Raw genomic sequence first — 25,750 nt, 5'->3', positions numbered from 1 at the left:
TAACCACCCGTGCAGGGTCCGCGCAACGGGCGCCACGAGCGGAGGTGAGCGGGAGCACCTGCCGGCTACGGGGTGGCCCAGCCCGCCAGCGGCGGGCGATCCCGCGGCCCGGCGAAGGGCAGCGGGTGCCACGAGCCGCTGTCTGCCGCCGCGGCGTACGCCCCGCACAGCACCTCGAGCACCTTCCTCCCGAGGATCGGACCCCGCAGGTCGTGGGCCCGCCCCGCGGCCGCAGCCGCCGTTCGGAGTTGCTGGAGGTAGCCGAACTGCTCGAGCTGGGGGACGTCGCCGGCGGCCGGCGTGGCGACGACCGGCACCGGCTCACCGTCGTGTTCGAGCGACGGTGTCGGGGCCAGCTCGGCGCGGACCACCCCGGTGGGGCTCGACACCTGCAGGTCCCACACCGCAGCGGGCTCGGGCTCCCGCCGGCTGGCCACGACCGTGGCCACCGCCCCGCCCGCGAAGCGCAGCGTGACCTCGGCCCAGTCGTCGGTCTGCCCCGGGCCGGCGTACTCGAGCCGGGCCTGCACCGCCACCGGCTCGGCCGGTTCGGCCACCGCCAGGGCGACCGCCAGCGCGCGGGTGCCCACCTCGGCCAGGGCCCCAGTCTCGACACCCGGCTCGGCCCCGACTCGGCGATCCCCCGGGGTGTGCTGCGCCCGCACCTCGATGCGATCGATCGGGCCGATCATCCGCACCCGATCGAGCGCGGTACGCACCACCGGTGCGTGCAGCAGGCTCTCGCCGTAGAGCACCGGTGCGGCTGCTCGGGCCGCGGCATCGACGATGGCGTCCGCGCCGGCGAGCGTCGCCGCCAGCGGCGGCTCCACCAGCACCGCGGTGCCGGCGCGCACCGAGCGGAGCACCTCGCTCGCCCGCATGGCCGGCGGCGCGGTGACGATCACCAGGTCCGCGCCGGCCGGCAGGTCCTCGTACGTGCAAGGTCGGGCCCGGAGCTGGCTGGCCCGCTCGGCGGCCTGCTCGGCGGTGCCGGCGGCGACGTGGCTGACCCGCAACCCAAGCGCCTGCGCGGCGAGTCCGTGCACCGCGGTGAGCGGGCCCGCGCCGGCGAACGCGACCGTGGTCACCTCCTCAGTGGCCGGCGAGGCGGGCGACGACCGGGGCCAGGGTGTCCATGGCGTCGCCCTGGACCACGATGTAGGACAGCCCCCAGCGTTCCCGCCGGGCTTCGAGCAGGTCGCACATCTCCTCGACCGTCCCGATCAGGGCGTGCGGTACCTCCCGCACCTCCTCCGCCGGGATGCCGAAGACGCCTGCCATCATCTCCGCCGTCCCCGCGGTGTCGGTGGTCTCGACCACCGCGAACAGCAGGCAGCTCAGCTCGAGCTCCGGGAACCGCGCCCCGGCCGCCTCCCTCACCCACGCCAGCTTGCGGTCGGTGGCCGCTGCCGTGGCATCGGCGGCCGTCTCGGCGTCGATCCGCCCGCTGCGCAGGGATGGGTTGATGCCCACGATCTGGGCTTCGCGGGCCGCGATGCGCAGGACCCGGCGGCCACCGCCACCGACCAGCAGCGGCGGATGCGGTCGCTGCAGCGGCTTGGGCCGACCGTCCAGGCTGGTGATCGTGTAGTGCTCACCGGCGAAGTCGAGCGCGCCTTCGGCGAAGAGCCCCTTGAGCACGGCGATGCTCTCCTCCATACGGCTCACCCGCACGGCCGGGGGATCGTGGGGGATGCCGGACTGCTCGTAGTCGGTGGTCATCCACCCGGCACCGAGGCCGAGCTCGACCCGGCCACCGGAGAGCACGTCGACGGTGGCGATCTCCTTGGCCAGCACCACCGGATGTTTGAAGTCGTTGTCGAACACCAGGGCGCCCACCCGCAGCTCGGTGGTGGCGTCGGCGGCGGCTTGCATGGCCGGGAGAGGCGCGAGCTGGTCACCGAAATGGTCGGGTAGGAACAAGGTGGAATAGCCGAGGTCCTCCGCTTTGCGGGCGAGCGCCGCCCACTCGGCGCCCGAAGGAGCGGTCGAGAGTTGGATCCCGAAGCGAAACGGTCGGTCATGGGCCATCGCGGCACGCTAACCGATGACCTGGCTGAGTATCGTCGTGCGCGCGTGCGGAAGTTCGTGCTCCTCGTCGTGACGATCTGCGCCACCGGCGTGGTGCTGGCGGGCTCGCTGGTCGCGCTCGTGCCATCCGCGGGCGAGCTGGCCAGCTCGGTGCACGCACAAGCCCAGGAGATCGACCTGGCGGCGCTCGACGACTTCGCGGTGCGCTCCCGGGTGTACGCCTCGGACGGCAGCTTGCTGGCGACCCTCCACGGCCCCGAGAACCGCGAGCCCGTCCCGCTGTCGCGGGTGCCCCAGCCGGTGATCGACGCCATCCTGGCGGTCGAGGACGCGAACTTCTACCGGCACAACGGGGTGGACTTCCGGGCCATCGGGCGGGCGCTGTCGGAGAACGTCGCCGCGGGCGGAGTGGAGCAGGGTGGCTCCACCATCACCCAGCAGTTGGTGAAGAACGCCCTGCTGCGTGACTCCTCCCGAGACCTCGATCGCAAGACCAAGGAGATCCCCCTGGCACTGCGCCTCGAGCAGCAGCTCAGCAAGGACGAGATCCTCGAGAAGTACCTCAACGCGGTCTACTTCGGATCGGGCGCCTACGGGGTGCAGGCCGCGGCCGAGACCTACTGGGGGGTCGACGTGGAGCAGCTCGGTTACGCCGAGGGTGCGCTGCTGGCGGCGTTGATCTCCAACCCCGTGCAGTACGACCCGATCCGCCATCCGGAGCGGGCCTACGAGCAGCGCCGGGCCGCGCTCGAGCGGTTGGTGAGCCTCGGCACGATCAGCCAGGAGGACGCCACCCGCTACGGGAGCGCGCCCCTGCCGGTCGACCGCTGCAGCACGGGCACTCCCCGGCCGGCGGGCTGTCGCGACGAGATCGAGCTGCCCCCACCCGATGACTACTTCGTTGAGAACGTGAAGCAGCAGCTGCTCGACGACCCACGGCTGGGTGCCACCCGCGACGAGCGCATCGAGCGGGTGTTCGGGGGAGGGCTGCGCATCTACACCACGCTCGACCCGAGGATGCAGTTCGCCGCCGAGCTGGCCCACGCGCAGGGCGTCCCCAAGAACGACAAGGGCGTCACCGCGGCGATGGTCACGGTCGAGAACTCGACGGGCGCGGTCCGGGCACTCGTGGGCGGTCCCGGCTACGACTCCTACAAGTACGACATCGCCACCCACCCGCCCGGCCAGCCGACCGGCTCCGCGTTCAAGGTCTTCACGCTGCTCACCGCTCTCGAACAGGGCAACCAGCCCAACGACACCATCGGCGGAGGTGGTGCGTTCAAGTGCCCCGGGTGTTCAAAGAACCCCTACGTGGTCTCCGGCGCCGGAGGCACCCTCACCTCGGTGACGGCCAGGTCCTCCAACGGCGCGTTCGTGCGGCTGGCGCAGGTGCTGGGTATCCCCAACGTGGTCGAGACCGCCCGCAAGCTGGGGGTGACCAGCGAGCTGCCACCGGTGCCGGCGTTGACCCTGGGACCCCGAGAGATCACCCCGCTCGAGATGGCGTCCGCGGTCTCGGCCATCCCCAACAGCGGGGTGCGCATGCCGCCCTACTTCATCGAACGGGTCGAGGATCGCGATGGCAAGGTGTTGCTCGAGCACGAGAGCGCGGGGGAGCAGGCGGTGAGCGAACGGTCGGCCTGCTATGCGCGGGACATCCTGCAGGAGGTCGTGAAGAGCGGGACGGGCACCAGGGCGCGGCTGTCGCGCCAACCAGCGGGCGGCAAGACGGGGACCGCCGAGGAGAACTTCGACGCCTGGTTCGTTGGGTTCACGCCCTACTTCACCACCGCGGTGTGGATGGGCAATCCCGACCAGGACATCTCGATGGCGAACTTGGGTGGGGTGGCGAACTTCGGCGGCACCTACCCGGCGATGCTCTGGCGGGCGTTCAACGAGGCGGTCCATGCTGATCGCCCGGTGGGGACGTTCCCCCCGTGCCCCAAGCCCGACCGAGCCGGGCGCCCGGTCGTCGGCCGGGGGGACAACGCGCTCAACGGGGTGCGGATCGGCCCCGACGGCAAGCCGATCTTCGGGACGGTGCCCGGTTCGGGTACCTCGCGATCGACCACGACCACGACCACGACCACGCCCAGCAGCTCGTCGACATCCTCGCCTCCGGCGACCACGAGCCCCGAACCCGGGCCCCCGCCGGGCAATGGGCCACCGCCGAGCACCCCGGGCCCATCTGGAGGGTGATGAACGCATTCGACGACCTGTTGCGCTTGCAGGAGCACGACACCAGAGTCGACCAACTCCGCCACCGGCTCGACACCCTTCCGGAGCGAGCGGCGCGTGACGCACACCTCGACCGGGTGGCCGAGCATGATGCAACGACCGCCGAGGTGAACGACAGGCGCGACGAGCTGGCCCGCGCCCAGCGCCGGCTGGAGGACGAAGTGGCGAACATCAGCGCCAAGGCCGATGAGGTCGACACGAAGCTGTATTCGGGTTCGGTCACCTCACCGCGTGAGTTGCAGGCCTTGCAGGACGATCTGGACTCGCTGCGCCGGCGGCAACGCCAGCTGGAAGACGAGGTGCTCGAACTGATGGAGCAGCTCGAGCCGGTGGACCGGGAGCTCGACACCCGCGCCTCCGAGCGGGCCGAGCTGGACCGCCAGGGCGCCGCGCTGGAGGCCGCGCTGGCCGAGGCGGAGGCCGCGATCGCCGCCGAGCTGGCGACGGTGCAGGCCGAGCGGGCCGAGATCGCCGCGGTGGTGCCGACCGAGCTGCTCGACCACTACGAGCAGCTCCGCCGGCGGTTGCAGGGCATCGCGGTGGCCCGCCTGGTGGGCAGCCAGTGCGGCGGGTGCCACCTCAGCCTGTCCGCGGTGGAGCTCGACCGCATCAAGCACGAACCGCCCGATGCACTGGTGCACTGCGAGGAGTGCGGCCGGCTGCTGGTCCGCTAGGGGGCCGTCCGATGTTCCTCTGGTTCGCCGGCGTGAGCTTCGCGTTCGTGTGGCTGGTGTTCCGCAGCCCCGCGCTCGACTACCGGCTGGTGATGCTCGGCGCGGTCCTGCCGCTGGGGGAGGTGGTGTTCGGCGGCCCGAGGCTGGCCCACACCCTGGTCGCCTCGGTGGCGTTGCTGGCGGTGGTGATGCTCGCCACCCAACGTCGGCGGCTGGTGCGCCGGCGATGGATCAGCCTGCCGATCGGCATGCTGATGCACCTGGTGCTGGATGGGATCTGGACGAACGCCGGGGTGTTCTGGTGGCCGTTCCTCGGTGTGGGCTTCGACACGGCCGGGCTGCCGGAGCTGGATCGGTCACCGGCGGTCATCGCCCTGCTGGAGGTCGCGGGTCTGGGGGCGCTGGTGTGGTGCTGGCACACGTTCGGCTTCGCCGACCGGGACCGGCGCGAGCTGTTCGTGCGTACCGGTCATCTCAGCCGGGACCTGGTGAGCTAGGTGCTGGTGATCGTGCGCCACGGCCGCACCGCGGCGAACGCCAGCGGGCTGCTGCTCGGCCGGCTGGACGTCCCCCTCGACGAGGAGGGGGAGCGGCAGGCGGCCCGGCTCGCCACCGCGGTCGGCCCCGTCGACCGGGTGGTGTCGAGCCCACTGACCCGGGCCCGGCAGACCGCGGCCGCGTTCGGGGCTCCCGTCGAGGTCGACGAGCGCTGGATCGAGCTGGACTACGGCGACTACGACGGCACGCCGCTGCAGCACGTGCCGGCGGAGGTGTGGTCCGCCTGGCGCCGGGACCCGCAGTTCGTCCCGCCCGGCGGGGAGTCGATCGCCGCCCTGGGGGAGCGGGTGCGCTCGTCGCTGGAGACGCTGGCGGAGCGGGCCCGGTCGGAGACGGTGGTGGTGGTGTCGCACGTGTCGCCGATCAAGGCCGCGGTGGCCTGGGCGCTGGGTGTCGGCGACGAGGTGACCTGGCGGCTCTTCGTGGCTCCGGCGTCGCTGACCCGCATCGCTCTGGGCGATCGGGGGCCGGTGCTGCACACCTTCAACGAGGTGGCGCACCTGTGAACGCCGCGGCCTGCTGTCCCACCATCCGCTCGATGTCACCCATGGCGATGCTCACGTCCACCACGTGCAGCCCCCACTCCGGGGTCAGGTCCCCGGTGATGTCCTGCGCTCGCCGGCCCGCCCGGTCGCGGTTCACGAACACCTCGAGGTAGCTGAACCCGTCGCGCTGCACGCACTCGGCATCGAGCAGGTCCGGCAGGGTCACGAACGGGGTGGTGATGGCGCGGTCCGCGCCGGCCCCGGGCAGCACCCAATCGCCGGTGGCGAAGTACGGGGTGAGTGACGCCCGGCCGCCGGCCGGGGCCGCGGGGTTCACGCAGGCCGCCACCCCGTCGCCGCCGCGCACCCGGCCGAAGAAGCTGTTCGCCGGCGGCGGGGAGGTGGAGCGGAAGGAGGCGTAGGACACCACACAGCCGATCTGGTCCTGGCTGCGGCACAGCGGGATGTTGGCGAAGTCCCCGCCGACGTCGGCCCCGTCGGGCACCCGCACGGTGGAGCCGATCAGGTAGGCGGCCACCAGCAGCGATCGCAGCTCGGGGTTCGGGTCGATCTCCTCCCGGACGAGGCGGTTGAGGTGGCTCGCCCCTTGCGAGTGGCCGATGAGCACCACCCCCCGGCCGCCGTTGTCGTTGGCCAGGTAGTGGTGCCAGGCGTCGAGCACGTCGGCGTAGGCGACCTGGCTGGCGGCGAGGCGATCGGCAGGGACGCTGCCGAGCAGCGCGGGCAGGGTCATCTGGCGGTACACGGGGGCGAAGACCCGGCACTGGCTGTTCAGCCGGGCGGCCTGGGTGAGCACCGAGCCTTTCTCGGCGTCGCTGGGCACCAGGTCGGAGTTGGGGCTCTGGTCGGCGCTGATGGTCGGGTAGACGTAGAAGCAGTCGATCGGGGCGTCGGGGTCGGCGACGTGGCGCTGGACTTCGAGCGTGCCGTCGGCGTGCACGACGGTGGCGTCGAGGTCTTGGTGGCAGACGTCGTCGGGCAGGTCGGGCCGGCACAGCCAGTGGGCCGGGTCGGCGTACACCTCACTCGTGTAGGGAGGGATCGACGGCGCGGCGCGGGCGGTGGTCGTCGGCGCCTCGGTGCCCGGCGCGGCGGTGGTGGTCCCACCCGAGCTGCAGGCCGTGGCGGCGAGAGAGGCCGCGACGACGACCAGCATCAACGGCCGGGCGGGGTTTGCACGAGTCCGGGTGGGCATGCGCCATCATCGCACGCGTAGCCCGTGTGGTCGGTTCGTCAGAACAACGGCGTACGGAACGGCCCCTTCCAGTCCTGCTGGATGACCGGGGTCAAGGTCGCGAGGAATGGCCCGGTCAACAACATGTAGGACCGCTGAACGATCTCAGCGACCGCCATCACGCCCGAGGTGCTCCGATAGCCGCCAGAGGTGACGAAGGTCGGCCCCGAGCCGCTCAGCTCGGTCTTCTTCGCCACGCGGAACCGCACCTACCCGTTCTGATGCGGGCCAGGTCGGCGGCGCGGCGGGTGGTACTTGCGGCAACCGAGCACAGTCAGTCGTTGGTCGGCTGACGTCTACCGCGCCGTCTCCGCCACCCGCCGGGCTACGGCGGCGCACCGCTGAGCACGCTCGACCGCCTTAGCGGCGACGGATGGTGCGATGTTGTCGGGCTCGTACTCGGCCTTCGTCTTGAGTGGCAGGAGCCAGCGCAGGTTGCGCTCGACCTCGGCGCCGTCGGGGCCTGCCTGGCCGAGCAGGTCGAGCACCTGGTCGTGGTCCTCGCCGGCGGCTCGCTTGCCGAGGCGAGCGCCGCAGACGGCGTCGGCGGAGTTGATGCCGGCGTGGATGGCGAGGCTCGTGGCAGCGATGTTGCGGCCGGCTTCGAGTTCGCTGGTCGCGGCCTCGGCGAACTCCTCGGCCTTGGCGGCGTAGGCGCGGACCTGCGCGGCCGACACCGGCCTGGTGCGACCTGGTTTAGCCACTGCGTACCGCCCGGAGCTCATCGATGCTGAGGCCCTGGACCACACGGCCGTCTCGCCGGATGTCGGCCCACACCTGGGCGCGGCTCGCGAGCTTCGTGGCCGCCTCGTCCGCGCTCACTTCGAGGACCTCGACCGGGTTGCCGGTAAGTCGACGCACGTCACGGCGCCAGGCTTCGAGCGAAGCCGACCACGTGTCGTCGTCCTCGTCGATATCGGTGGGTCGTATGACGACGACGTCGATGTCGCTGTCGGCATCGGCTTCGCGCCGGGCGAACGATCCGAAGACGATCACGCTGACCGGCGGCTGGGGGAGCGCTTTGGCCAGTCGACCCATCTCGTCGAGCACGGTGTCGGTCGAGCGGGCGAGGGCGAGCAGCGCCCGGGCTGCGACGTGCTCGGGCACGAGCCGGAAGAGGGATGCCGGCGGCACCTCCCGTCGCTCGACGACACCGAGCGCAACCAGATTGGGCAGCAGACGGGATGCCTGGGCCTGGCTGATCCCGGCGAGCTGTGCGATGGTCCGCAGATTCAGCTCAACCGTGGTCTCCGCCAGAACGGCGAGTACTCGCCCCTGGGCGCCCGGCACGATGGCCTCGATAGGTCGGACGAAGTCCACACCGTGAGGCTACTTGATTAGCAAGCAAATATGGAACGAGTGTTCTGTTTTTGCAGGTAATCTCGTCAGGAAGGGTCGCAGCCCATTCCTCTTCTCGCTCATCCCTCTCCTCGAGGTTCAGAGCGACCAGCATCCCCAAGCCCGCAGGCTCAGGCAACCAACAACGCCCCACCGGGGTCCGCGTCAGTCGTACTCTCGCTTCAACTCGACTGCGTGGTGTTCGTGCTCCGTCACCCGCGATCGCTCCCATTGCTGGGCACCTCGTGGTAGCCGAGTCCGGTGGCCGCGAGGTGGAGACGCCCGTCATCGGGAGCGATGGCCCACTGTTCATCGTGGGGGCCTCCGAAGGCGTCGAGTGGCAGCGGGACGGCCGCAACTGGGTTGTGGCAGACGATGAGTCGTGGGATGTCGAAGTCCGGGCGGTAGAGGCCCGTGCGGACGTCCTCCTCTTTCACCTCGATGCGGCGCGTGAGGTGATCGACCGGGTTGAGGCCGTCGGGGATCGAGGCGTACCCCCGATCGAGCCTGACCTTGGTCGGGTTGAACATCCTGAGGATGGCCACCGCGCTGAACGTCGTGTTCTGCACCCTGACCTGACCCGGTCGGGCGTGGATCATCTTGCCGCCGTGGCCGAAGATCAGCTTCACGTTCCCGTTGGTTGCCCCCGGCACGCTGCTGAAGGGAATCCGTGCGGCGATGTTGCCGAACATCGCGCCCGTTACCGTGCGCACGTCGATCATCGGCCAGCCATGCGAGTAGAGGGCGAGAACAAAGGGGTACTTGCCCTTGGCGCCTCGTCCCTGCGCGCTTCTGCTTGATCGCGGTGCGGATGTGCCCGTAGGGGTCAGCCACGCCGACTCTCGGGGGTGAGACGTATTCGAACTCGTGCACCTCGACCACGATCGGTCCCGCGGTCGGGTGCTCGACGAAGAAGTCGGGTGGCTTCGGTCCCACTGGCCGCTCGTGCTCGAACGGGAGTCGGCGGCGGTTCAAGTAGATGCCGAAGTAGCGCTCGGAGTCGGTCCGGTAGGGGACCGCGAGCGGTCGGACGGTGGCACCGCTCACGGCCGGAGCAACTTCGCTGCCATGGTGACCACGTCGTCCTCGTAGCCGTCACCTGCGACCTCCTGTAGGGCGGCGGTGACCCACCCGCGATCGCGAAGGGTCCAGCCGTTCGCCTCGAAGTGGGCGGCGACGGCGTCCTGGCTCGACCCGGCGATCTTCCCGGCCACGAGCCAGTACTCGGCCTTCGGCTTCGGTCGGGCGAGGCGTTCCTCGACCATCTGGCGCACCAGGGCGTCGGTGACCACCTCGCGGAAGGTGGGGTCGGTAAACACGCGGAAGCGCTTCGCGAACTTCGGGTTCGAGCCGTCGAAGGCGGACATCTGCACGCCGGTGGAGTCGAGGTAGGACTTGCACTCGACCCACGCCACGGTGTTCGTGACGGCCTGGTAGGCGACGATGTCCACGTCAGGGCGCGGCATCGAGTGCAGGCCGATCCTGACCTTGTCGGCGGTGCTGATATTCACCTTGTAGTTCTGGAGCTCTGGCGGGTCCAGTACCCCTCCCGGCGGAGCAGGCGGGCGACGAGATCCTCGAAGGCGTTCATCAGCGGGTCCTCGCGGTGGTTGGGCCAGTCGGACACCTCGAACGTCCAGTCGGTGGTGTCGGGTAGGGGGCTGGCGGGCACGCCGCCCGGTACTCGCGACGCGGTGATCGGTCGTGGGCGGCCTGGTCGCGGCTCCCGTCAGGCGAGGTGCTGGGCCAGGGTACAGGAGCCGCGGTCGTCAAGCCGGGGGAGCTCCTCGGCGGGGTCGGATCAGTGCGGTTGGCGACGGTGGTCATCGCTCGATGGTAAGGAGGCCCAGTGACACCCTCCGGGATCCCGGTCATCACCATCTGGGACGGCTGCTGGTTGGGCCGCGCCCCGGCCCGAGGGTGCGACGGTGAGTCGGCCTGTAGGCGGGGTTCTGTCCAGCGCCTCCCGGCGCCTGGGTGACCATCCATCTCAGCGGCCTACCCGGGGGCTGCCTCGGCCGAAGCCTCGGCGGACGGGCCGCCCGTACCCCCTGCGTGGCCTTGCTCCGGGTGGGGTTTACCGAGCCATCCCGGTCGCCCGGGATGCTGGTGCGCTCTTACCGCACCGTTTCACCCTTGCCTGTGCCGGCCCGGTCGCCCGGGCCGGCCATCGGCGGTCTGTTCTCTGTGGCACTTTCCTTCGGGTCGCCCCGACTGGCCGCTAGCCAGCACCCTGCCCTGTGGAGCCCCGACCTTCCTCGACGCCGTCACCCGAGGGCGCGACGCCGCGGTCACCCGGCCGGCTCACCGTCGCTCCCAGTGTGCCATGCCTCCGCCGTGGACGACCGCGACGGGGCCCGGGACCGGTCGCACCGCGACCGTTCTGCCGCCGGACCCGCGACCGCACCGGCGCCCGTGGTTTGCCGGCGTCGACGCTCAGCGAGCGGTGGTGGTCGGCGTGGTGGTGGTCGTGGTCTCCTGTGCGGGCTGCGGGGTGAACGAGCCGGCACCGACGAAGCCCTTCTCGTCGATGTGCCCCCGCCTCGGCATGAACGGGTACGGCACCTGCGGCTGCTCCTGGAACCCGAACAGCACGGCCATGTGCCGGGCCTCGACCCCGCCGATCCGCATCACCGTCTGGCGCAGTTCCGGGGTGCTGAGCAGCTCGGTGGCGAACACGTAGGTCTGCGCGGCCGTCGTCTCCAGGGTGAGCGCCAACGCCACCACCGACGCCTCGTCGGTCAGCGCCGCCACCGCCGGGCCCACGACCTGCTCGTCCAGGTAGCGGTTGGGCTGGGCGTAAGGGGTGCCGCCACTGTCTTCGGTGGTGGTCGCCAGCGTGCCCGCGTGGTCGCGGTGCTGGGCCTGGAACAGGCGGAGGGCGTCGGCCACCGAGGTGGTGGTCACCAGGCCCGAGTCGAGCGCCTTCTGGTAGGTCTGGACCGCGAGCTCCTCGATCGACTGGGCGGTGCGCAGCAGGTCGAGGTTGAGCTCCTGGCCCAGCTCGAACAGCTGGGTCGCTTCCTCCGGGGTGGTACTGGGCGTGGTGCCGGTGACGGGGACCTGCTTCGTCTTCTCTTTGCCGCAGGCCGCCAGCACCGCGGAGAACGCCACCGTCGCCCCACCGAGGCGCAGGAAACCCCGGCGGTCGGGGAGGCCCACCAGCGCGGCCTTGACTCCCGGCGACGTGTCGGCATCGGGATCGAACACCCGGCTGAGCACCTCCCGCCAGCGGGGCAGCGCCTCGGTGTGCTCGCGCTCGGCCGCTGCGAGCTGGCGGCGGACCTCGTCTCGGCTGAACTCCATCGTCACTCCTCTCCCGCTCAGATTCAGCGGGTGTAGTCGAACGCGTCGTCGGTGGTCTGGAACGCCGGCATCCACTCGCCGGGGGACAGCTCCAGCAACTGGCCGAGCACCACCGCGTGCTGACCCTCGACCGGCAGGATGCTGGCCGCGGGCCCCGCGGCTGCCGGGGACTCGAGCAGCCCCAGTGCGGCCTCGTAGGTCGCGGCCGCCCGCTCTTCCACCGAGTACAGCGCCTGCAGCAGCCCGCGGGCATCGGTGGCCCGGGCGAGCTGGGGCTGCACGGCCGCCACCACGCTGGCGTTCGGTGAGCTGGTCGAGGCGTCGTCCTCGCCGGCCAGCACCGCCAGCGCGTTCGCATGGTCGAGGTGATGCCCGGCGAACGTGCGGCACAGCTGGGCCTCGGCCGGAGAGAGGAACTTGGTGTTGAGTGCCACCTCGTAGGCAGAGCGAGCCGCCAGCTCCAGCCCGACGGCGAAGGCCACCAGGGACACATCGGATGCCGGGAGCTTCGTCGTGGCGCCTCCAGCCGAGCCGGCTCCCTGGGTCTCCGCGGCGTGCGCTGCGCCCGAGAGGACCGCGGCCGGGACCGCGGCCGCACCGAGCGCCACCGCGCCCCCCAGGCCGAGCCGGCGGACGAAGCGGCGGCGCGACTCGTCCACCGCCGCCGGGCGGGTCGCGGCGCGCTGCTCGGCCAGGTCGTCGGCGATCGTCCTCATCGCCTCCCGGTGCTGGTCGTCAACCTGGGCCACCAGACGGCGGATGCTCATCTCGTCTCGTCCCTTCCGTGCGGGGCACCGGCCGACAGCCTCAGCGGACGTCCACGGTGCCCTTCATGTAGTTGTGGATCTTGCAGTAGTAGCGGTAGGTGCCGGGCCGGTCGAAGGTCTGCGTGAAGCTCTGAGCTTTGCCGATTTCGCCCGTGTCGAGCACATTCGGCACCGTGGCCACGAGCCGGTGGCGGGTGTCGTCCCGGTTCTCCCAGTGCACCGACCCGCCCCGGGGGATCGCGATCTCCTTCGGGGTGAGGCGGTGATCCTCGATCACCACCGTGGCTTCCCGGGCCTGAGGTGCTGAGCCAGCCGAACCTGGCGAGCGGGTGTCGCACCCGGCCAGCAGCGCCGCCACGGCGACGCACCCGAGAGCCGCTGAGGCCACCCAGGCTGCTCCACTCGGGGAGAGGTCCGAGCCGCCGGGCCGGCGACGGATGGGGGATCGGCTCATCGATGGGCGTGTCCCGTGGTCATGGTGCTCAGAAGTCCAGCGCCGACAGGTCGGCGTGCCAGCCCTTCGCCCGCTCCACGGCGTCCCGCCAGCGGTCCCGGTCGAGGGTGCCGGTGGGTTCGACCACCTCCCGGGGCTGCCAGGTGCCGGCGACCTCGTCCCAGCTTCCCCAGGCGCCCGTGCTCAGCCCGGCGAGCAGCGCGGCGCCCAGCGTCGTGGCCTCCACCACCGGCGAGACCTCCACCGGTCGCCCGCAGGCGTCGGCCAGGGCTTGCACGAACGTGGGGTTGCGGCTCATCCCCCCGTCGATCCGCAACGACCGGATCGGCGTCTCCCCGTCGAGCTCCGCGGCCTCCACCAGATCGGCCCCCCGCTGCGCCACCCCCTCGAGCACGGCCCGCACCAGCTGCGGGCGCCCCGTCCCCCGGGTGAGGCCGAGCAGCGCTCCCCGAGCCCCGTAGTCCCAGTAGGGGGTGCCGAGCCCCAGCAGGGCGGGGACGTACACCACCCCGTCGGTGTGCGCGCACCGGGCGGCGACGGTATGGGACTCCTCGGCGGTGGCGATCACCCCCAGGTCGTCCCGCAGCCACTCCACGTTGGTGCCCGCCGAGAGCATGATCGCCTCGATGCCCCAGGTGGCCCGGCCGTCGCGCCGCCAGGCCACGATGGGAAACGTCCCACCGCCGCCCCGGGTCTCGAAGCCGGGTCGGGTCGGCCCGTAGACCGCGTCGAGCATCGCGCCGGTGCCGAAGGTGATCTTCGCCGGTCCCGGGGCGACACAGCCTTGCCCGACGAGAGAAGCCTGCTGGTCGCCCACCAGCGCCGCGATCGGCGGCGCCCCGGGCAGCGCGGTGGCGTGTCCCACGACCCCGGTGGAATCGACGATCGCCGGCAGGATCTCGGCCGGGATCCGCAGGACCTCGAGCACTCGGCGGTCCCAGCCGCTGCCGTCACGATCCACCAGGCCGGTCACCGCGGCGTTGGAGAGGTCGGTGACGTGGAGCGCGCCCTGGGAGAGCTGCCAGGCGATCCACGTGTCGACCGTGCCGAAGCACAGCTCTCGGGAGCGATCGGGATCGTGTTGGTCGAGCAGGTGGACGAGCTTGGTGGCCGACTGGTTGGGAGCCAGCCGCAGGCCCTCGGCTTGCAGGACCAGGCAGTCACCCACCGTGCGTAGGTCCTGCCAGCCGATGCCGGGGCCGACCGGCTCCCCGCTGGCCCGGTCCCACACGATGGTCGAGGCCCGCTGGTTGGTGATCCCCACCGCCTCCACCACCTCGCCGGCGAGCACCTCGGTCGCGCACGCCAGCGCCGCGCCGGCCATCGCCACGGGGTCGAACTCCACCAGGCCGGGCGCGGGGGAGGAGGGGAGCACCTCGCGGTAGGCGTCGCGGGTGATGCGGGCGTCGGGATCGACGATCGCCGCTCGCACCCCGCTGGTGCCCACGTCGATGACCAGGAAGCTCACGGGTCACGCACCTTTCGCATCGATCCGATCGCGCCGCCCACCGCCCCGACGGACGCGTAGAGGATGGTTACCAGGATCAGCGACAGCACATTGGGCACGGACCCGCCGAGCAGGGCCCACAGCAGCCGGACCGCGGCGTAGAGGGTCGCCCCGGTGGCGGCCGCGTTCAGCGCCGGCCAGTCGCCCTGGCGCCTACCGGCGACCAAGCCACCGGCGCCTGCCGCGACCAGGCTGGCCACGGCCACCGCCGCCGACCACGCCGAAGCGCCGCCGCGCTCGCCGCCGCTGGCCACCCGGGCGGCGACGACGACCGGCGTGGCGATCACCATCGCCACCAGCAGGCCCGCGCCGATGGCCCTGAGGTCGAGGGTGTCGTCGAGGGTGCTCACCTTCAGTTCGGCCCGATGAGCGGATCGGGCCCGAACGGGCTGGGCAGGCCGAGCTTGCCGGGGTTGAGGATGCCGTTGGGGTCCAGGGCGTGCTTGACCGCTGCCAGCACGTCGAAGCCCCCGCCGAGCGCTTCGCGCATGAACCGCCCGCGGTTCACCCCCACGCCGTGGTGGTGGCTGAGGGATCCGCCCGCGGCGAGCACCGCCCGGGTGCCGGCATCCCACACGGCGCGATAGAAGCGGTCCTTGTCGCCCGGTTCGGGCTTGCCGGCGAAGGTGAAGTAGAGGCAGGCGCCGTCGGGGTACGAGTGCGACTGGTGGGCGCTGGCCACCAGCGTGCCCTCCACCGAGCCGATGGCCGCGAGGGTGTCACGGTAGATGCGGGGCAGGGCCGCCCACGGGCCGGTCACCTCCATCGTGTCCACCACGTAGCCCCGGGAGATGAGGGCCTCCAGAGCGGACACGTCGTTGCGGTGGGCCATCCAGCGGTCGACCAGACCGGCGTCGAGCGCCAGCGCGGTTTCGCACTCCTCCTCCACGATCTCGAGGGTCGGGTCCACGAGCTGCCCGTCGCCCTCGTCGTACACCAGCAGCGGCGCGAGCTCACCGGTGCCGAAGTTCCGCTCCCCCTCGACCGGGTCGTAGAGGCGAAGCACCGCAGGGGTCGCCCCTCGCCGCAGGATCCGCCGGCAGGCGTCGAGGCCGTCTTCGAACGAGCTGAAACCGAACGCCGCGTGCCGAGTGTGGGGCGGGACGGGCCGGGCGCGCAGCCGGACCCCCACGATGATCCCCAAGGTCCCCTCGGAGCCGACGAAGAGCTGGTTGAGATCGGGACCGGATGCCTGGCGGGCGTGGCCGCCGGTGTGGATGGTGCGGCCATCCGCGAGCACCACGTCGAGGCCGACGACCAAGTCCTCGATCTTGCCGTACCGGGTGGACAGCTGCCCGGCACTGCGACAGGCCAGCCAGCCGCCGACCGTGGAGAGGGCCATTGACTGCGGCCAGTGCCCGACCGTGAGCCCGTGCCCGGACCGCAGCTCGTACTCGAAGTGGTCGCCGAAGGTCCCTGGCGCGACGTCGACGACCAGCGACGCGTCGTCGACGTCGCGGATGCCCGACAGCCCGCACAGGTCGAGTACCACCCCGCCGTAGAGGGGGATCGACCCACCGCACACCCCACTGCGACCGGCCGCGGCGGTCACCGGCACGCCCGCCGCATCACAGACCCGCACCACCTCCGCCACCTCGGCAGGGGTGGTGGGCCGGGCGACCGCGGCGGCGAGGGAGGCCACCTGGCCGTCCAGGGCCCAGGTCATCGCCAGCGGCCACCAGTCGCGGCTGGCCTCGGCGAGCTCGGCGGCGTCGCGGGTCACGGACGCACACACCCCGCGGAGCCGATCCAGCATCGCGTCGTCGACTTCGACGAACGGCAACCCGAGGCGAGCCGCCGCCGAGGCAGGGCCGCCGGCGAGCTCGATGGGGGCGGTCGGTGCGCCCGGGCCGAGCTGGTCGTCGGTCGCTCGCGGGTCTTCGGTCACGTCATGCTCCCATCGCGGCGTCGAGGGCGGTCTCGGGGAGGTCGGGCACGTGCCGCTCGTGCTCGACCTGCTGGCGGTAGTCGTCCACCTGTCGGGCCTGCTCCGTTCGATCCCATCCGAGGTCGGGGGCCACGAGCGCCGCCACCTCGGGCGCTGCCGCCGCCGAGGCATCACGACCGAGCAGTCGTGCCCGGGTGCGGCGCGACAGGATGTCGTCGAGGGTGCGGGCCATCTCGTAGCGGGCGGCGTACACCGCTTCGGCTCGCAGGTACGGGAGGCCCTCCACCAGCGGTCGGGACAGCCCGGGGTCACGCTCGATCATGGCCAGCAGCGTGCGGGCCTCCCCGCCGTAGCGGTCGGCGAGGTGCTCGAGGGTGGCCCGGCCGACCTTCGCCGCCTCGAGCTCCGATGAGCGCAGCTCCTCGTAGCCGGCGGCCCCACGCAACCGGAGTCGCTTGGTGCGGCTGTGGCGTTGGGCTCGCTCGAGCACCTTGGCCCCGAGCACGTGTTCGAGCACTTCGTCGATGGTCTCGGCGGCCATCTCGCGGTAGGTGGTGAGCTTGCCCCCGGTGATGGTCACCACCCCACTCGGCGACCATTGCACCTGGTGGCGCCGGGACAGGTCGGCGGTGCGCTCGCTGGCGGCGTCGCGCACCAGCGGGCGCAGACCGGCCCAGGTGCCGGTGATGTCCCGCTCGGTGATCTCCGAGGTGACCGAGAAGTTGATGGCCCGCAGCAGGTAGTCGATGTCGTCGCGGGTGCACTGCGGGTCGTGGAGGGGCCCGTCGTAGTCGGTGTCCGTCGTGCCGATGTAGGTGAACGCCCCCCAGGGCACCACGAACACCGAGCGCTTGTCCTTCGGGACCGGCACCACCGCGGCGATGTCGTTGCGCACCTTGGCCCACGGCACGGTGATGTGGACCCCCTTGGCGGGCCGGATGGTGTGGGGATCAGCCCCCTCGTCGAGCGCTCGTACCTCGTCGGCCCACACCCCCGCGGCGTTCACCACCGCGTCGGCGCGGATCTCGAGCTCCTCGTCGTCGGCGGCGGCTCGTACCCCGCGGGCCCGGCCGGCCGAGTCCTTCAGGATCTCGAGCACCCCCACCCCGTTGGCCACCGCGGCGCCGAAGTCGAGGGCTGCGGTCCGGGCCACGGTGAGGGTCAGCCGGGCGTCGTCGGCCTGCGCGTCGTAGTAGAGGTACGACGCGGCCAGACGGTCCGTGCGCAGGGTCGGCATGTGCTCGAGCGCCTCGCGGGGCGAGATGCGCTTGTGGAGCTTGCCGATGCGGTAGCCGCCCGTGAGGTCGTACATCCACATGGCGGACCCGAGCGCCCGGGACAGCTTCTTGGGCACCACGCCGCCCTTGCCGGCGAACACCGGGAGCAGGAACGGCAGGATCCTGACCAGATGCGGCGCGTTGTGACGGAGCCGCTGGCGCTCGTGGAGGGCTTCGTACACCAGCCGGACGTCGCCCTGTTGCAGGTAGCGCAAGCCCCCGTGGACCAGCTTCGAGGACTTCGACGACGTGCCCGAAGCGAAGTCGTCGCGCTCCACCAGCGCGGTCCGCAACCCCCGTGATGCCGCGTCCAGCGCGCACCCCGCACCGGTGATGCCCCCACCGATGACCAGGACGTCGAAGTGGGTGCTGGCCAGCCGCCTCAGCACGTCGGGGCGGTCGAAGGCGGCGGGCATGGGCTCTCCTGAGCGAGGGGGACGGGCCGCGTCATGGTACTGGCGCTCGCGGCGCGGGGCGGGCGGCCTGGCCTGCCCCGAACACCGCGGTGAACGGTGGCCTCAGCGGCAGTCGAGCACCACACGTTCGGGGCAGGGGCGGTGCGGAGACAAAAATCTCAGCTATGGCTAGGTAACAATCGTTGAAAAGTACTGCTAGAGTGGCGGCCGTGAAGTCGCCAGCCGAGCTCACCGAGCTGTTCCGGCAGCAGGGCCTGAAGATCACGCCGCAGCGGCAGTGCATCTTCCGCGCCCTCGCCGGGAACGAGGCGCACCCCACCGCCGAGTCGGTCTACGAGCAGGTCCGGGCCGAGATGGCGACCATCTCGCTGCGGACCGTCTACCAGACGCTCAACGATCTCGCGGCCATGGGTGAGCTGGTCCAGCTCGAGCTCGGCACCGGGTCGGCCCGCTTCGACCCGAACCTCGATCCCCACCATCACCTGGTGTGCGATCGATGCGGGGAGGTGCACGACATCTATGCCGACTTCACCGACGTCCACGTGCCCGAGGGCAACGACCACGGGTACCTGGTGTCGGCCACCGAGATCGTCTTCCGCGGCCTGTGCCCGACCTGCCAGGCCGAGATCGACCGTGGTGGCGAAGTGGTCATCGACGAACAACACCGACACGCACGAGGAGGCGCAGACGCGCATGCCTGAGCTCAAGGGCACCAAGACACACGAGAACCTGAAGGAAGCGTTCGCGGGCGAGAGCCAGGCGAACCGTCGTTACCTGTACTTCGCGCAGAAGGCCGACGTCGAGGGCTACCCGGACGTGGCCGCGCTCTTCCGCTCCGTCGCGGAGGGCGAGACCGGTCACGCGTTCGGCCACTTCGACTTCCTCGCCGAGGTCGGCGACCCGGCCACTGGCGAGCCCGTCGGCAGCACCGCGGAGAACCTCAAGTCGGCGATCGCGGGCGAGACCTACGAGTACACGGAGATGTACCCCGGCTTCGCCAAGACCGCCCGCGAGGAGGGCTTCGAGGAGATCGCCGAGTGGCTCGAGACCCTCGCCCGGGCCGAGAAGAGCCACGCCGGCCGGTTCTCGCAGGGCCTCGAGACCGTTTCCTGACCGGCTTCCCGACCGACCAGCGCGCCTGCGCTGGTGACCGTCGTGAGGGGGGGGACGGGAGACCGTCCCCCCTCGTCGCATCACGCCCGTCCTGCGACCGTCATTCGCCCGTCCTGCGCCCGTCCTACGTTCGGAGCGCCTCCGCCGAGGTCCCCATGACCACCACCTACGACCCGTTCCATCCCAAGTACTTCGACGAGGCCGACATGCGCGAGGAGCTGGTGCGGGTCTTCGACCTGTGCCACGGGTGCCGGCTGTGCTTCAAGTTCTGCACGTCGTTCCCCACGCTGTTCGAGCTCATCGACCGCCACGAGGACCAGGACGCGGCCAAGCTGACCGCAGCCGAGCAGGACCGGGTCGTGGACGAGTGCTTCCAGTGCAAGCTCTGCTACATCAACTGCCCCTACATCCCGGGCCAGAGCGACTGGAACCTCGACTTCCCCCGGCTGATGATGCGGGCCGAGCAGGTGAAGGTGCGCAACCGCCGCCTCTCCGTCAAGGAACGCCTGCAGAACCAGGCGTTGGCCCGCACCGACCTGGCGGGAAAGGTGAACACCGCGCTCGCGCCTCTTGCCAACCGGGCCATCGGCTCCACCGGCACGCTCACCCGCCGGCTGATGGAGAAGACCGTGGGGATCGCCGCCCAGCGGGTCCTGCCCCCCTACGCTCGGCAACGCTTCAGCACCTGGTTCGCGCGTCGCCGCGCGCCCGAGCCGGCCACCGTCGGGCGGGACCAGGGCCGGGTCGCCGTCTTCGCCACCTGCCTGGTCGAGTACCAGAGCCCCCAGATCGGCAAGGACCTGGTGCGGGTGTACGAGCGCAACGGCATCAGCTGCGATCTGCCCGCCGGGCAGGTGTGCTGCGGAGCTCCGTGGCTGCACAGCGGCGACGTCGACCGGTTCGTTGGCCAGGCCCGCAAGAACGTGAAGGTGCTCGCCGACGCGGTACGCCAGGGTCACGACATCGTGGTGCCGCAGCCGACCTGCGGCTACGTCCTCAAGCACGACTACGTCGATTACCTCGGCGGCCCCGATGCCGAGCTGGTCGCCGCCAACACCTACGACGCGGCCGAGTATCTCATGAAGGTGCACGCCGACGACGGCATGGCCCTCGACACCGAGTTCTCCGGTTCGATCCCCGACGCCGTCACCTATCACGCGCCGTGCCACCTGCGGGCCGAGAACATCGGGCTCAAGAGCCGTGATCTCATGGCCCTGACCGGCGCCCGGGTCACGGTGGTGGCCGAGTGCAGCGCCATCGACGGCACCTGGGGCTACCGTGAGCAGCACTACGAGGACTCGCGGAAGGTGGCCCGGAAGATGGCGGCCGCCATCACCAAGGCCGGCAACGACGTCGTCGCCGGTGACTGCCATCTCGCAAACGGGGGGATCCTGCAAGAGACCGGCACCCGGCCCGTGCACCCGATCTCGATCGTGGCCCGGGCCTACGGCATCCCCGAGGAGGACCGACGACCATGACCTCCCAGCGCAAGCTCACCCTGGACGACATCGCCGACCTGCGGGCCTACGAGCGGGAGCGCGAGGACTTCCGGGCGCGGATCATCGCGCTGAAGAAGCGTCGCCGGGTCCACGTCGGGCCGTTCGTGACCCTGGTGTTCGAGAACCGGGACACCATCCGGTTCCAGATCCAGGAGATGGCACGCGCCGAGCGCATCCTCTCCGACGAGGGGATCGAGACCGAGCTCGGCATCTACAACCCGCTCATCCCCGAGCCCGGTCACCTCAGCGCCACCCTGTTCATCGAGCTGACCAGCGAGGACGAGCTACGCGAGTGGCTGCCCCGGCTGGTGGGCATCGAGCGGTCCGTGGTCCTGCGGATCGGGGAGGGCGAGGGCGCCGAGGACGTGCGGTGCCAGGTCGACCCCGACCACGAGAAGCAGCTCACCCGGGAGGAGGTCACCGCGTCGGTGCACTACGTGCGGTTCAGCCTCGACCCGAGCCAGATCGAGCGCTTCGCCGCCGGGCCGGTCACCGTGGTGATCGACCACCCCGCCTACACCCACGAGCAGCGCCTCACCGACGAGACCCGCGAGGAGCTGCTCACCGATCTGCGCCCCTGAGCACGAGCCTGGCGCGGCCGGGACCCGCGAGGAGCGGCGGGGTTGGACAGTCGGGGAAGCCGACGACGATACTCGACCGTTTCCGATCGTCCGTCCGTCCACGTGGGAGCCGAATCCCCCCGATGAAGCAGCCCTGGCGGGCCAAGGCAGCGTGCCGAGGCCTCGATCCGCAGATCTTCTACCCAGTCAGTGACGAGGAGGAGGACGCAGCACCCGCCAAGGCGGTCTGCGCCGAGTGCCCGGTGCGCGAGCCGTGCCTGGAGCACGCGCTCGGCTACCGGGAGAAGGAAGGGATCTGGGGCGGAGCCACCGAGCGGGAGCGCCGGCGGATCATCCGCCAGCGCCGGCGGACGGCCTGAGGGGCGACCGGCCCATGGTCTTCGACGAGCTGGGAGGTTGGCGGGGCATCCTCGGCACCCTGGTCGATGGCCGCGACCTGACCCGTTCCGAGGCATCAGCGGCGATGGGCCAGATCCTCTCCGGCGAGGCCACACCGGTGCAGATCGCCGGCTTCATCGTCGCCCTGCGCATGAAGGGCGAAACCGTCGACGAGATGGTCGGCATGGTCGAGGCCATGCTCGCCGCCGCGGCGCCCGTCGAGCTCGGCGAGCTCGCAGCATCGGCCATCGACATCGTCGGCACCGGCGGCGCGCCCACCCGGCGGGTCCACGCGCTGAACGTCTCCACCATGGCCAGCCTGGTGGCCGCCGGGGCAGGGGCCCGGGTGTGCAAGCACGGCAACCGCCGGGCCTCCTCCACCAGCGGCTCGTTCGACCTGCTCGACGCGCTCGGGGTGCCCATCGACCTCGACGGCCCAACGGTCGCCCGTTGCGTGCGAGAGGCGGGGGTCGGGTTCTGCTTTGCCCGCGCCTTCCACCCGGCGATGCGGCACGCCGGACCGGTGCGGGCCGAGCTGGGTGTGCCGACGGTGTTCAACGTCCTCGGGCCACTGTCGAACCCGGCGCGGGTCGTCAGGCAGGTGATCGGGGTGAGCGACCCGCGGGTGGCGGCGACGGTGCTCGGCGTGCTCGAGGCTCGGCAGGCGCCGCGTGCTCTGGTGGTGCACGGCTCCGACGGGATGGACGAGCTCACCACCACCGGGCCGTCCACCGTGTTCGAGCTGCACCAGGGGAGGGTGCGCACCTTCGAGCTGGATCCGCGCGACCTGGGTCTCGAGGTGGTCGACGCCGAGCAGGTCAAGGGCGGGACGCCGGAGGAGAACGCCGCCATCGCCCAGCGGGTGCTGGCCGGCGAGCAGGGTCCCTATCGCGACATCGTCACCCTCAACGCGGCTGCGGGTCTGTGGGTCGCAGGGGAGGTGGACGACCTGGCCGCAGGCCTCGACCGTGCTCGTGGCGCGATCGACGCTGGTCAGGTCCGCCAGGTGTTGGCGCGGCTCATCGACGTCGCGTCGAGCGGCGCCGCGGATCGCTGAGGATCGGACCCCCGGCCGGAGGCGGTTGGGGAGCGGCGACCGGCCGGTGGGTGGGTGCCAGGAGCGCGTCAACGTCCACCAGCCCGGTCGCCCGCTCGATCTCGGCCAGCTCGGCCTGGGCCTGGTCGAGCAGGTCGAGCTGGTGCGAGATGCGCGCCAGGACCTCGGGTGGTCCTGCGTCCCAACCGCTCGCCGGGGTGCCGGCGGGCCGACTCAGCCGGGACAGGCGGACCGACAGCCGCTCCACCTCGGAGACCTGCCCTTCGAGCTGGCGCAGCAGTGCCTGCCGGTGCGGGCGAGGGTGGCGAGCCGCGGCCACGACGTGGTGGTCGAGCTCCACCGCCTGGTACTCGAGCTCCCGACGGAGCTCGTCGACCGACAACGACGGCCCGTGGCGCTTATGCGCCGGTGCGAGGCGCACGTGCGCGGTGGCGGTGCGCAGGCGGCGGTGCAGCCGCGCCGGATGCGAGGGCCACCACAGCCACAGGAGCGGAGCGGGGCTGCGCATCGCCGGGCTCACCCGGTTGGCCCGCTCCAGGCGCCAGCGCAGCACCGCGAAGGCCAAGGTCAGCAGGGCGATCCAGGTGACGAGGAAGGCCGCCGACCAGATCAGGAACGAGCGCACCCGCCCAGGCTACCGGGCGGGCGCGGTTCGCCGGGGGGCGAAGGAGGGCAGCGCCGGGAGCGGCGAGGCCAAGCCGCTCTCGGCGTGCACGAGGCGGATGCGCCCGGCCTCCTGCTCGAGCCAGCGGGCGACGCAGAGCAGCTCGTCGGCCAGCTCCCGGGGAACGGCGGCCTCGGGTGACCCATCCGGTGGTGTCGTGCCGGGATCGAACGTGAGCACCGGCTCGCGGGGGTCTTCCGAGCACCCCCAGGACCGCACCAGGCGACCACCCGCCAGCTCGGCTCCGCCCTGGCCCGGCAACTCCACGACCAGCCGGCCCGCGGCCCGCAGGAGCTCCATGCGCCGCTGGCGGCGCAGGGCCTGTGCCAGGGCCTCGCAGCGATCCCGCACGTCGGCGGCTTCCTCGTAGCGCTCGGCGGCAGCGAGCGCGGTCATCCGGTCTCGCAGGGGCTCCAGGAGCAGCTCCGGCTCGCAGGTCAGCCCCCGCCGGGCCCGCTCGACGATGGCCGCGTACTCGGCCGCGCTGGTGGTGCCCGCGCAGGGGCAGGCGGCCACCCCCAGCTGCGCGGGCGCGCACGGTGCCCGGCGCGGTACCGAGCCCGGCCGTTCGGTGCAGCGCCGCAGCGGCACGGCGGTCTCGATGGCCTCCGCCACCCGCCTGGCGAAGCGGGTGGACGGCAACGGCCCCAGGTAGAAGCCGTCGTCGGGGCGCAGCGTGCGGACTACCGACAGACGGGGGAAGGTCTCGTCGGTCAGCTTCAGGTACACGTAGCGCTCCCAGTCGCGGGCCTGCCGGTTGTAGGGAGGGCGGAGCTCGTGGATCAGCCGGACCTCCCGCACCGCGGCCTCGAGCGGGTGCCGGCAGACGACGTGGTCGATATGGGTGGTCTCCCGCAGCAGCGAGCCGACCTTGCGGCGGGTCTCGGTGGAGAAGTAGCTGCGCACCCGAGCTCGGAGGTTCGTGGCCTTCCCGATGTACAGGACGCGCCCGGCACGGTCGCGGAAGAGGTACACCCCCGGCGATCGTGGCAGGCGGGCCGTGAGCTTGAGCTTGGCCGCCTGGGCGTGGCCGGCCATGGTGGGCAGCGCCAGCAGGTCGTCGAGGCCGGTGACCCCGAGCCCCGCTGCTCGCTCCAGCAGCAGGTGCAGCAGGTCGGCGGTGGCGAGGGCATCGTCGAGCGCCCGGTGGCTCGGCGGGTGGTCGAGGCGCAGCCGGGAGGCGAGGGTGGCGAGCTTGAGGTTCGGCACCTCGTCTCGGACCAGCCTGCGGGCGAGTGCCAGGGTGTCGATGGCCCGGTTGCACAGCCGGGGCCGGCCGCTGCGCTCGAGCGCGGCGTCGAGGAAGGCGAGGTCGAAGCGCAGGTTGTGCCCCACGAGCACGGCATCGCCCGCGAACTCGAGGAGCGCGGGCAGCACGGCCTCGATGCGAGGCGCGGGCAGCACCATGGCCTCGGTGATGCCGGTGAGCACCGTGATCTCCGGTGGGATCGCCGAGCCCGGGTTGACGAGGGTCTGGAAGGTGCCGAGGCACTCGCCGCCGCGCACCTTGACCGCTCCGACCTCCGTGATCCCGCAGCTCTGCACCGATGCTCCGGTGGTCTCGAGGTCCACCGCGCAGAAGGTCACCTCCGCCAGGGGGGTGCCCAGGTCGTCGAAGCTCCGCTGCTGCACACGCCCTTACGTAGTCGAACAGGTGTTCGTGGTCAAGCATCTCGACCCGGCGGTACGATGCCGGCCGTGCCAGCCCGCCGTTACCGATGCGCCGCCTGCGGCAACCTGACCCGCTTCGACGTGACCAGCACCCGGCGCACCCGCGCCTACCACCACTACACGGTGGGGGGGGAGCTCGAGGTGGAGGACGCGGAGGTGCTGGCGGAGCAGGTCGAGGAGGTCTCCTGCCGTTGGTGCGGGACGGGGGAGCACGTCGTCGAGCTCACCGACGCCGAGGCCGCGGCCACACAGCGGGAGGCCACCACCTGAACCGGGTCGAGCTGGCCCTGCTGCGGCCCGTGCTCGAGACTGCGGTGGTGGTGGCGAGGATGGGCGAGGTGGCCGAGCCGAAGGTGCCCGCCCCGCCGGCGCTGCGGCGGTTCTTCCGGTTCGCGAAGCTCCCTGACCCGGCCCTGGTCGTGGTTCGCCGGGTGCTCGACGGCGACGAGGCACTGCGCACCCGGGTCCGTGAGGTGGCCGCGGCCGATCCGGGGCTGGTGGGCGAGGCCGGTTGGGTGTTCGTCGACCGCCCCGACGGGTGGGAGGAGACCCTGCAGGGGCTCGTCGCCGCCGCGGCGGCGCCGGGCAGTGCT

At 71.7% G+C, this 25,750-nt stretch carries 30 protein-coding genes and 1 other RNA gene; 12 read left to right on the top strand and 19 right to left on the bottom strand.

The features are described 5' to 3' along the window. Nucleotides 1–65 precede the first annotated feature (65 nt). A complete protein-coding gene (locus tag HZF19_RS07130; RefSeq protein WP_208028076.1) occupies nt 66–1,088 on the bottom strand; it encodes a Gfo/Idh/MocA family protein in 1,023 nt (340 codons plus the stop codon). A gap of 4 nt (nt 1,089–1,092) precedes the next feature. Next, the gene (locus tag HZF19_RS07125; RefSeq protein ID WP_208028075.1) at nt 1,093–2,031 is read right to left on the bottom strand and encodes a TIGR03621 family F420-dependent LLM class oxidoreductase; all 939 of its coding nucleotides are present in this window, start codon (nt 2,029–2,031) and stop codon (nt 1,093–1,095) included. Nucleotides 2,032–2,076: 45 nt separating this feature from the next. On the opposite strand from HZF19_RS07125, the gene HZF19_RS07120 reads away from it, so the two are divergent. The 4 genes from HZF19_RS07120 to HZF19_RS07105 are packed head-to-tail and all read left to right on the top strand — an operon-like array spanning nt 2,077 to nt 6,007. After that, entirely contained in the window at nt 2,077–4,230 is a 2,154-nt protein-coding gene (locus HZF19_RS07120) for a transglycosylase domain-containing protein (protein ID WP_208028074.1), read from the top strand. Then, a complete protein-coding gene (locus HZF19_RS07115) occupies nt 4,230–4,943 on the top strand; it encodes a zinc ribbon domain-containing protein (protein WP_208028073.1) in 714 nt (237 codons plus the stop codon). The genes HZF19_RS07120 and HZF19_RS07115 overlap by 1 nt, the downstream gene beginning before the upstream one ends. Nucleotides 4,944–4,954: 11 nt before the next feature. After that, the gene (locus tag HZF19_RS07110) at nt 4,955–5,440 is read left to right on the top strand and encodes a hypothetical protein (protein WP_208028072.1); all 486 of its coding nucleotides are present in this window, start codon (nt 4,955–4,957) and stop codon (nt 5,438–5,440) included. After that, a complete protein-coding gene (locus HZF19_RS07105; RefSeq protein WP_208028071.1) occupies nt 5,441–6,007 on the top strand; it encodes a histidine phosphatase family protein in 567 nt (188 codons plus the stop codon). It begins immediately after the preceding gene. Here HZF19_RS07105 and HZF19_RS07100 read toward each other — a convergent pair. The 15 genes from HZF19_RS07100 to HZF19_RS07030 all read right to left on the bottom strand — a co-directional run bounded on the left by HZF19_RS07100 (nt 5,985) and on the right by HZF19_RS07030 (nt 18,194). Next, a complete protein-coding gene (locus tag HZF19_RS07100) occupies nt 5,985–7,202 on the bottom strand; it encodes a DUF3089 domain-containing protein (protein WP_208028070.1) in 1,218 nt (405 codons plus the stop codon). The two genes, HZF19_RS07105 and HZF19_RS07100, sit on opposite strands and share 23 nt — an antisense overlap. Nucleotides 7,203–7,240: 38 nt before the next feature. Beyond that, complete coding sequence (locus HZF19_RS07095; RefSeq protein ID WP_208028069.1) at nt 7,241–7,438, bottom strand: hypothetical protein; 198 nt, start codon at nt 7,436–7,438, stop codon at nt 7,241–7,243. A 99-nt stretch (nt 7,439–7,537) separates the two neighbouring features. Continuing rightward, nucleotides 7,538–7,918 carry a HEPN domain-containing protein gene (locus HZF19_RS07090; RefSeq protein WP_208028068.1) on the bottom strand — a complete coding sequence of 127 codons (381 nt, stop codon included), beginning with the start codon at nt 7,916–7,918 and terminating at the stop codon, nt 7,538–7,540. A gap of 19 nt (nt 7,919–7,937) precedes the next feature. Continuing rightward, on the bottom strand, nt 7,938–8,561 hold the full coding sequence (locus HZF19_RS17090; protein ID WP_208028067.1) for a nucleotidyltransferase domain-containing protein: 624 nt from the start codon (nt 8,559–8,561) through the stop codon (nt 7,938–7,940). Nucleotides 8,562–8,791: 230 nt separating this feature from the next. Then, nucleotides 8,792–9,301: a hypothetical protein gene (locus HZF19_RS07080; protein WP_208028066.1), complete on the bottom strand. Its 510-nt coding sequence runs from the start codon at nt 9,299–9,301 to the stop codon at nt 8,792–8,794. Nucleotides 9,302–9,622: 321 nt separating this feature from the next. After that, complete coding sequence (locus HZF19_RS07075; RefSeq protein ID WP_208028065.1) at nt 9,623–10,090, bottom strand: hypothetical protein; 468 nt, start codon at nt 10,088–10,090, stop codon at nt 9,623–9,625. Beyond that, nucleotides 10,087–10,251: a hypothetical protein gene (locus HZF19_RS07070; protein WP_208028064.1), complete on the bottom strand. Its 165-nt coding sequence runs from the start codon at nt 10,249–10,251 to the stop codon at nt 10,087–10,089. Before HZF19_RS07070 ends, HZF19_RS07075 begins: the two co-directional genes overlap by 4 nt. Before the next feature lie 253 nt (nt 10,252–10,504). Next, nucleotides 10,505–10,886: RNase P RNA component class A (gene rnpB, locus HZF19_RS07065), an RNA gene on the bottom strand. A 129-nt stretch (nt 10,887–11,015) separates the two neighbouring features. After that, nucleotides 11,016–11,885, bottom strand: a complete 870-nt coding sequence (locus tag HZF19_RS07060) for a ferritin-like domain-containing protein (protein ID WP_208028063.1) — start codon at nt 11,883–11,885, stop codon at nt 11,016–11,018. Between the two features lie 23 nt (nt 11,886–11,908). Next, nucleotides 11,909–12,652, bottom strand: a complete 744-nt coding sequence (locus HZF19_RS07055) for a ferritin-like domain-containing protein (protein ID WP_208028062.1) — start codon at nt 12,650–12,652, stop codon at nt 11,909–11,911. A 40-nt stretch (nt 12,653–12,692) separates the two neighbouring features. Continuing rightward, nucleotides 12,693–13,040, bottom strand: a complete 348-nt coding sequence (locus HZF19_RS07050) for a cupredoxin domain-containing protein (RefSeq protein WP_208028061.1) — start codon at nt 13,038–13,040, stop codon at nt 12,693–12,695. A 94-nt stretch (nt 13,041–13,134) separates the two neighbouring features. After that, complete coding sequence (locus tag HZF19_RS07045; protein ID WP_208028060.1) at nt 13,135–14,574, bottom strand: FGGY family carbohydrate kinase; 1,440 nt, start codon at nt 14,572–14,574, stop codon at nt 13,135–13,137. After that, entirely contained in the window at nt 14,571–14,963 is a 393-nt protein-coding gene (locus HZF19_RS07040; protein ID WP_208028059.1) for a hypothetical protein, read from the bottom strand. The genes HZF19_RS07045 and HZF19_RS07040 overlap by 4 nt, the downstream gene beginning before the upstream one ends. Nucleotides 14,964–14,965: 2 nt before the next feature. Further along, nucleotides 14,966–16,501 (bottom strand): FAD-binding oxidoreductase, encoded by a 1,536-nt coding sequence (locus HZF19_RS07035; RefSeq protein WP_208028058.1) that lies wholly within the window; start codon nt 16,499–16,501, stop codon nt 14,966–14,968. Nucleotide 16,502: 1 nt separating this feature from the next. Next, a complete protein-coding gene (locus tag HZF19_RS07030; RefSeq protein ID WP_208028057.1) occupies nt 16,503–18,194 on the bottom strand; it encodes a glycerol-3-phosphate dehydrogenase/oxidase in 1,692 nt (563 codons plus the stop codon). 209 nt (nt 18,195–18,403) lie between these two features. Between HZF19_RS07030 and HZF19_RS07025 the strand changes: the two genes are divergently transcribed. The 6 genes from HZF19_RS07025 to trpD all read left to right on the top strand — a co-directional run bounded on the left by HZF19_RS07025 (nt 18,404) and on the right by trpD (nt 22,822). After that, on the top strand, nt 18,404–18,895 hold the full coding sequence (locus tag HZF19_RS07025; RefSeq protein ID WP_208028056.1) for a Fur family transcriptional regulator: 492 nt from the start codon (nt 18,404–18,406) through the stop codon (nt 18,893–18,895). Then, nucleotides 18,888–19,307 carry a rubrerythrin family protein gene (locus tag HZF19_RS07020; protein WP_208028055.1) on the top strand — a complete coding sequence of 140 codons (420 nt, stop codon included), beginning with the start codon at nt 18,888–18,890 and terminating at the stop codon, nt 19,305–19,307. Before HZF19_RS07025 ends, HZF19_RS07020 begins: the two co-directional genes overlap by 8 nt. 155 nt (nt 19,308–19,462) lie before the next feature. Further along, nucleotides 19,463–20,785 (top strand): heterodisulfide reductase-related iron-sulfur binding cluster, encoded by a 1,323-nt coding sequence (locus HZF19_RS07015; protein WP_208028054.1) that lies wholly within the window; start codon nt 19,463–19,465, stop codon nt 20,783–20,785. Further along, nucleotides 20,782–21,387, top strand: a complete 606-nt coding sequence (locus tag HZF19_RS07010) for a DUF3501 family protein (protein WP_208028053.1) — start codon at nt 20,782–20,784, stop codon at nt 21,385–21,387. Before HZF19_RS07015 ends, HZF19_RS07010 begins: the two co-directional genes overlap by 4 nt. Nucleotides 21,388–21,509: 122 nt before the next feature. Further along, nucleotides 21,510–21,746, top strand: coding sequence for a WhiB family transcriptional regulator (locus HZF19_RS07005; RefSeq protein WP_208028052.1), 237 nt, complete (start codon nt 21,510–21,512; stop codon nt 21,744–21,746). Nucleotides 21,747–21,760: 14 nt separating this feature from the next. Next, nucleotides 21,761–22,822 carry an anthranilate phosphoribosyltransferase gene (trpD, locus tag HZF19_RS07000; RefSeq protein ID WP_208028051.1) on the top strand — a complete coding sequence of 354 codons (1,062 nt, stop codon included), beginning with the start codon at nt 21,761–21,763 and terminating at the stop codon, nt 22,820–22,822. Here trpD and HZF19_RS06995 read toward each other — a convergent pair. Continuing rightward, entirely contained in the window at nt 22,785–23,447 is a 663-nt protein-coding gene (locus HZF19_RS06995) for a hypothetical protein (protein ID WP_208028050.1), read from the bottom strand. The two genes, trpD and HZF19_RS06995, sit on opposite strands and share 38 nt — an antisense overlap. Nucleotides 23,448–23,456: 9 nt before the next feature. After that, nucleotides 23,457–25,118, bottom strand: a complete 1,662-nt coding sequence (locus HZF19_RS06990) for a DEDD exonuclease domain-containing protein (RefSeq protein WP_208028049.1) — start codon at nt 25,116–25,118, stop codon at nt 23,457–23,459. 57 nt (nt 25,119–25,175) lie between these two features. Here HZF19_RS06990 and HZF19_RS06985 point away from each other — a divergent pair, with 57 nt between their 5' ends. Both HZF19_RS06985 and HZF19_RS06980 read left to right on the top strand, forming a co-directional pair. After that, entirely contained in the window at nt 25,176–25,427 is a 252-nt protein-coding gene (locus tag HZF19_RS06985) for a hypothetical protein (protein ID WP_208028048.1), read from the top strand. A 29-nt stretch (nt 25,428–25,456) separates the two neighbouring features. Then, on the top strand, nt 25,457–25,750 hold a 294-nt coding region (locus HZF19_RS06980; RefSeq protein ID WP_208028047.1), incomplete at its 3' end, for a hypothetical protein.

The organism is Rhabdothermincola sediminis, assembly GCF_014805525.1.
Classification (GTDB): domain Bacteria; phylum Actinomycetota; class Acidimicrobiia; order Acidimicrobiales; family Acidimicrobilacustridaceae; genus Rhabdothermincola; species Rhabdothermincola sediminis.
This window is presented reverse-complemented; position numbering and strand designations above follow the sequence as displayed.

Bases quoted from the DNA above. Each gene is read 5' to 3' on its own strand.
- HZF19_RS07125 (WP_208028075.1), bottom strand. From the start codon at position 2,031: ATGGCCCATGACCGACCGTTTCGCTTCGGGATCCAACTCTCGACCGCT.
- HZF19_RS07115 (WP_208028073.1), top strand. From the start codon at position 4,230: ATGAACGCATTCGACGACCTGTTGCGCTTGCAGGAGCACGACACCAGA.
- HZF19_RS07110 (WP_208028072.1), top strand. From the start codon at position 4,955: ATGTTCCTCTGGTTCGCCGGCGTGAGCTTCGCGTTCGTGTGGCTGGTG.
- HZF19_RS07100 (WP_208028070.1), bottom strand. From the start codon at position 7,202: ATGCCCACCCGGACTCGTGCAAACCCCGCCCGGCCGTTGATGCTGGTC.
- HZF19_RS07080 (WP_208028066.1), bottom strand. From the start codon at position 9,301: ATGATCGACGTGCGCACGGTAACGGGCGCGATGTTCGGCAACATCGCC.
- HZF19_RS07060 (WP_208028063.1), bottom strand. From the start codon at position 11,885: ATGGAGTTCAGCCGAGACGAGGTCCGCCGCCAGCTCGCAGCGGCCGAG.
- HZF19_RS07055 (WP_208028062.1), bottom strand. From the start codon at position 12,652: ATGAGCATCCGCCGTCTGGTGGCCCAGGTTGACGACCAGCACCGGGAG.
- HZF19_RS07030 (WP_208028057.1), bottom strand. From the start codon at position 18,194: ATGCCCGCCGCCTTCGACCGCCCCGACGTGCTGAGGCGGCTGGCCAGC.
- HZF19_RS07020 (WP_208028055.1), top strand. From the start codon at position 18,888: ATGCCTGAGCTCAAGGGCACCAAGACACACGAGAACCTGAAGGAAGCG.
- HZF19_RS07015 (WP_208028054.1), top strand. From the start codon at position 19,463: ATGACCACCACCTACGACCCGTTCCATCCCAAGTACTTCGACGAGGCC.
- HZF19_RS07010 (WP_208028053.1), top strand. From the start codon at position 20,782: ATGACCTCCCAGCGCAAGCTCACCCTGGACGACATCGCCGACCTGCGG.
- HZF19_RS07005 (WP_208028052.1), top strand. From the start codon at position 21,510: ATGAAGCAGCCCTGGCGGGCCAAGGCAGCGTGCCGAGGCCTCGATCCG.
- trpD (WP_208028051.1), top strand. From the start codon at position 21,761: ATGGTCTTCGACGAGCTGGGAGGTTGGCGGGGCATCCTCGGCACCCTG.
- HZF19_RS06985 (WP_208028048.1), top strand. From the start codon at position 25,176: ATGCCGGCCGTGCCAGCCCGCCGTTACCGATGCGCCGCCTGCGGCAAC.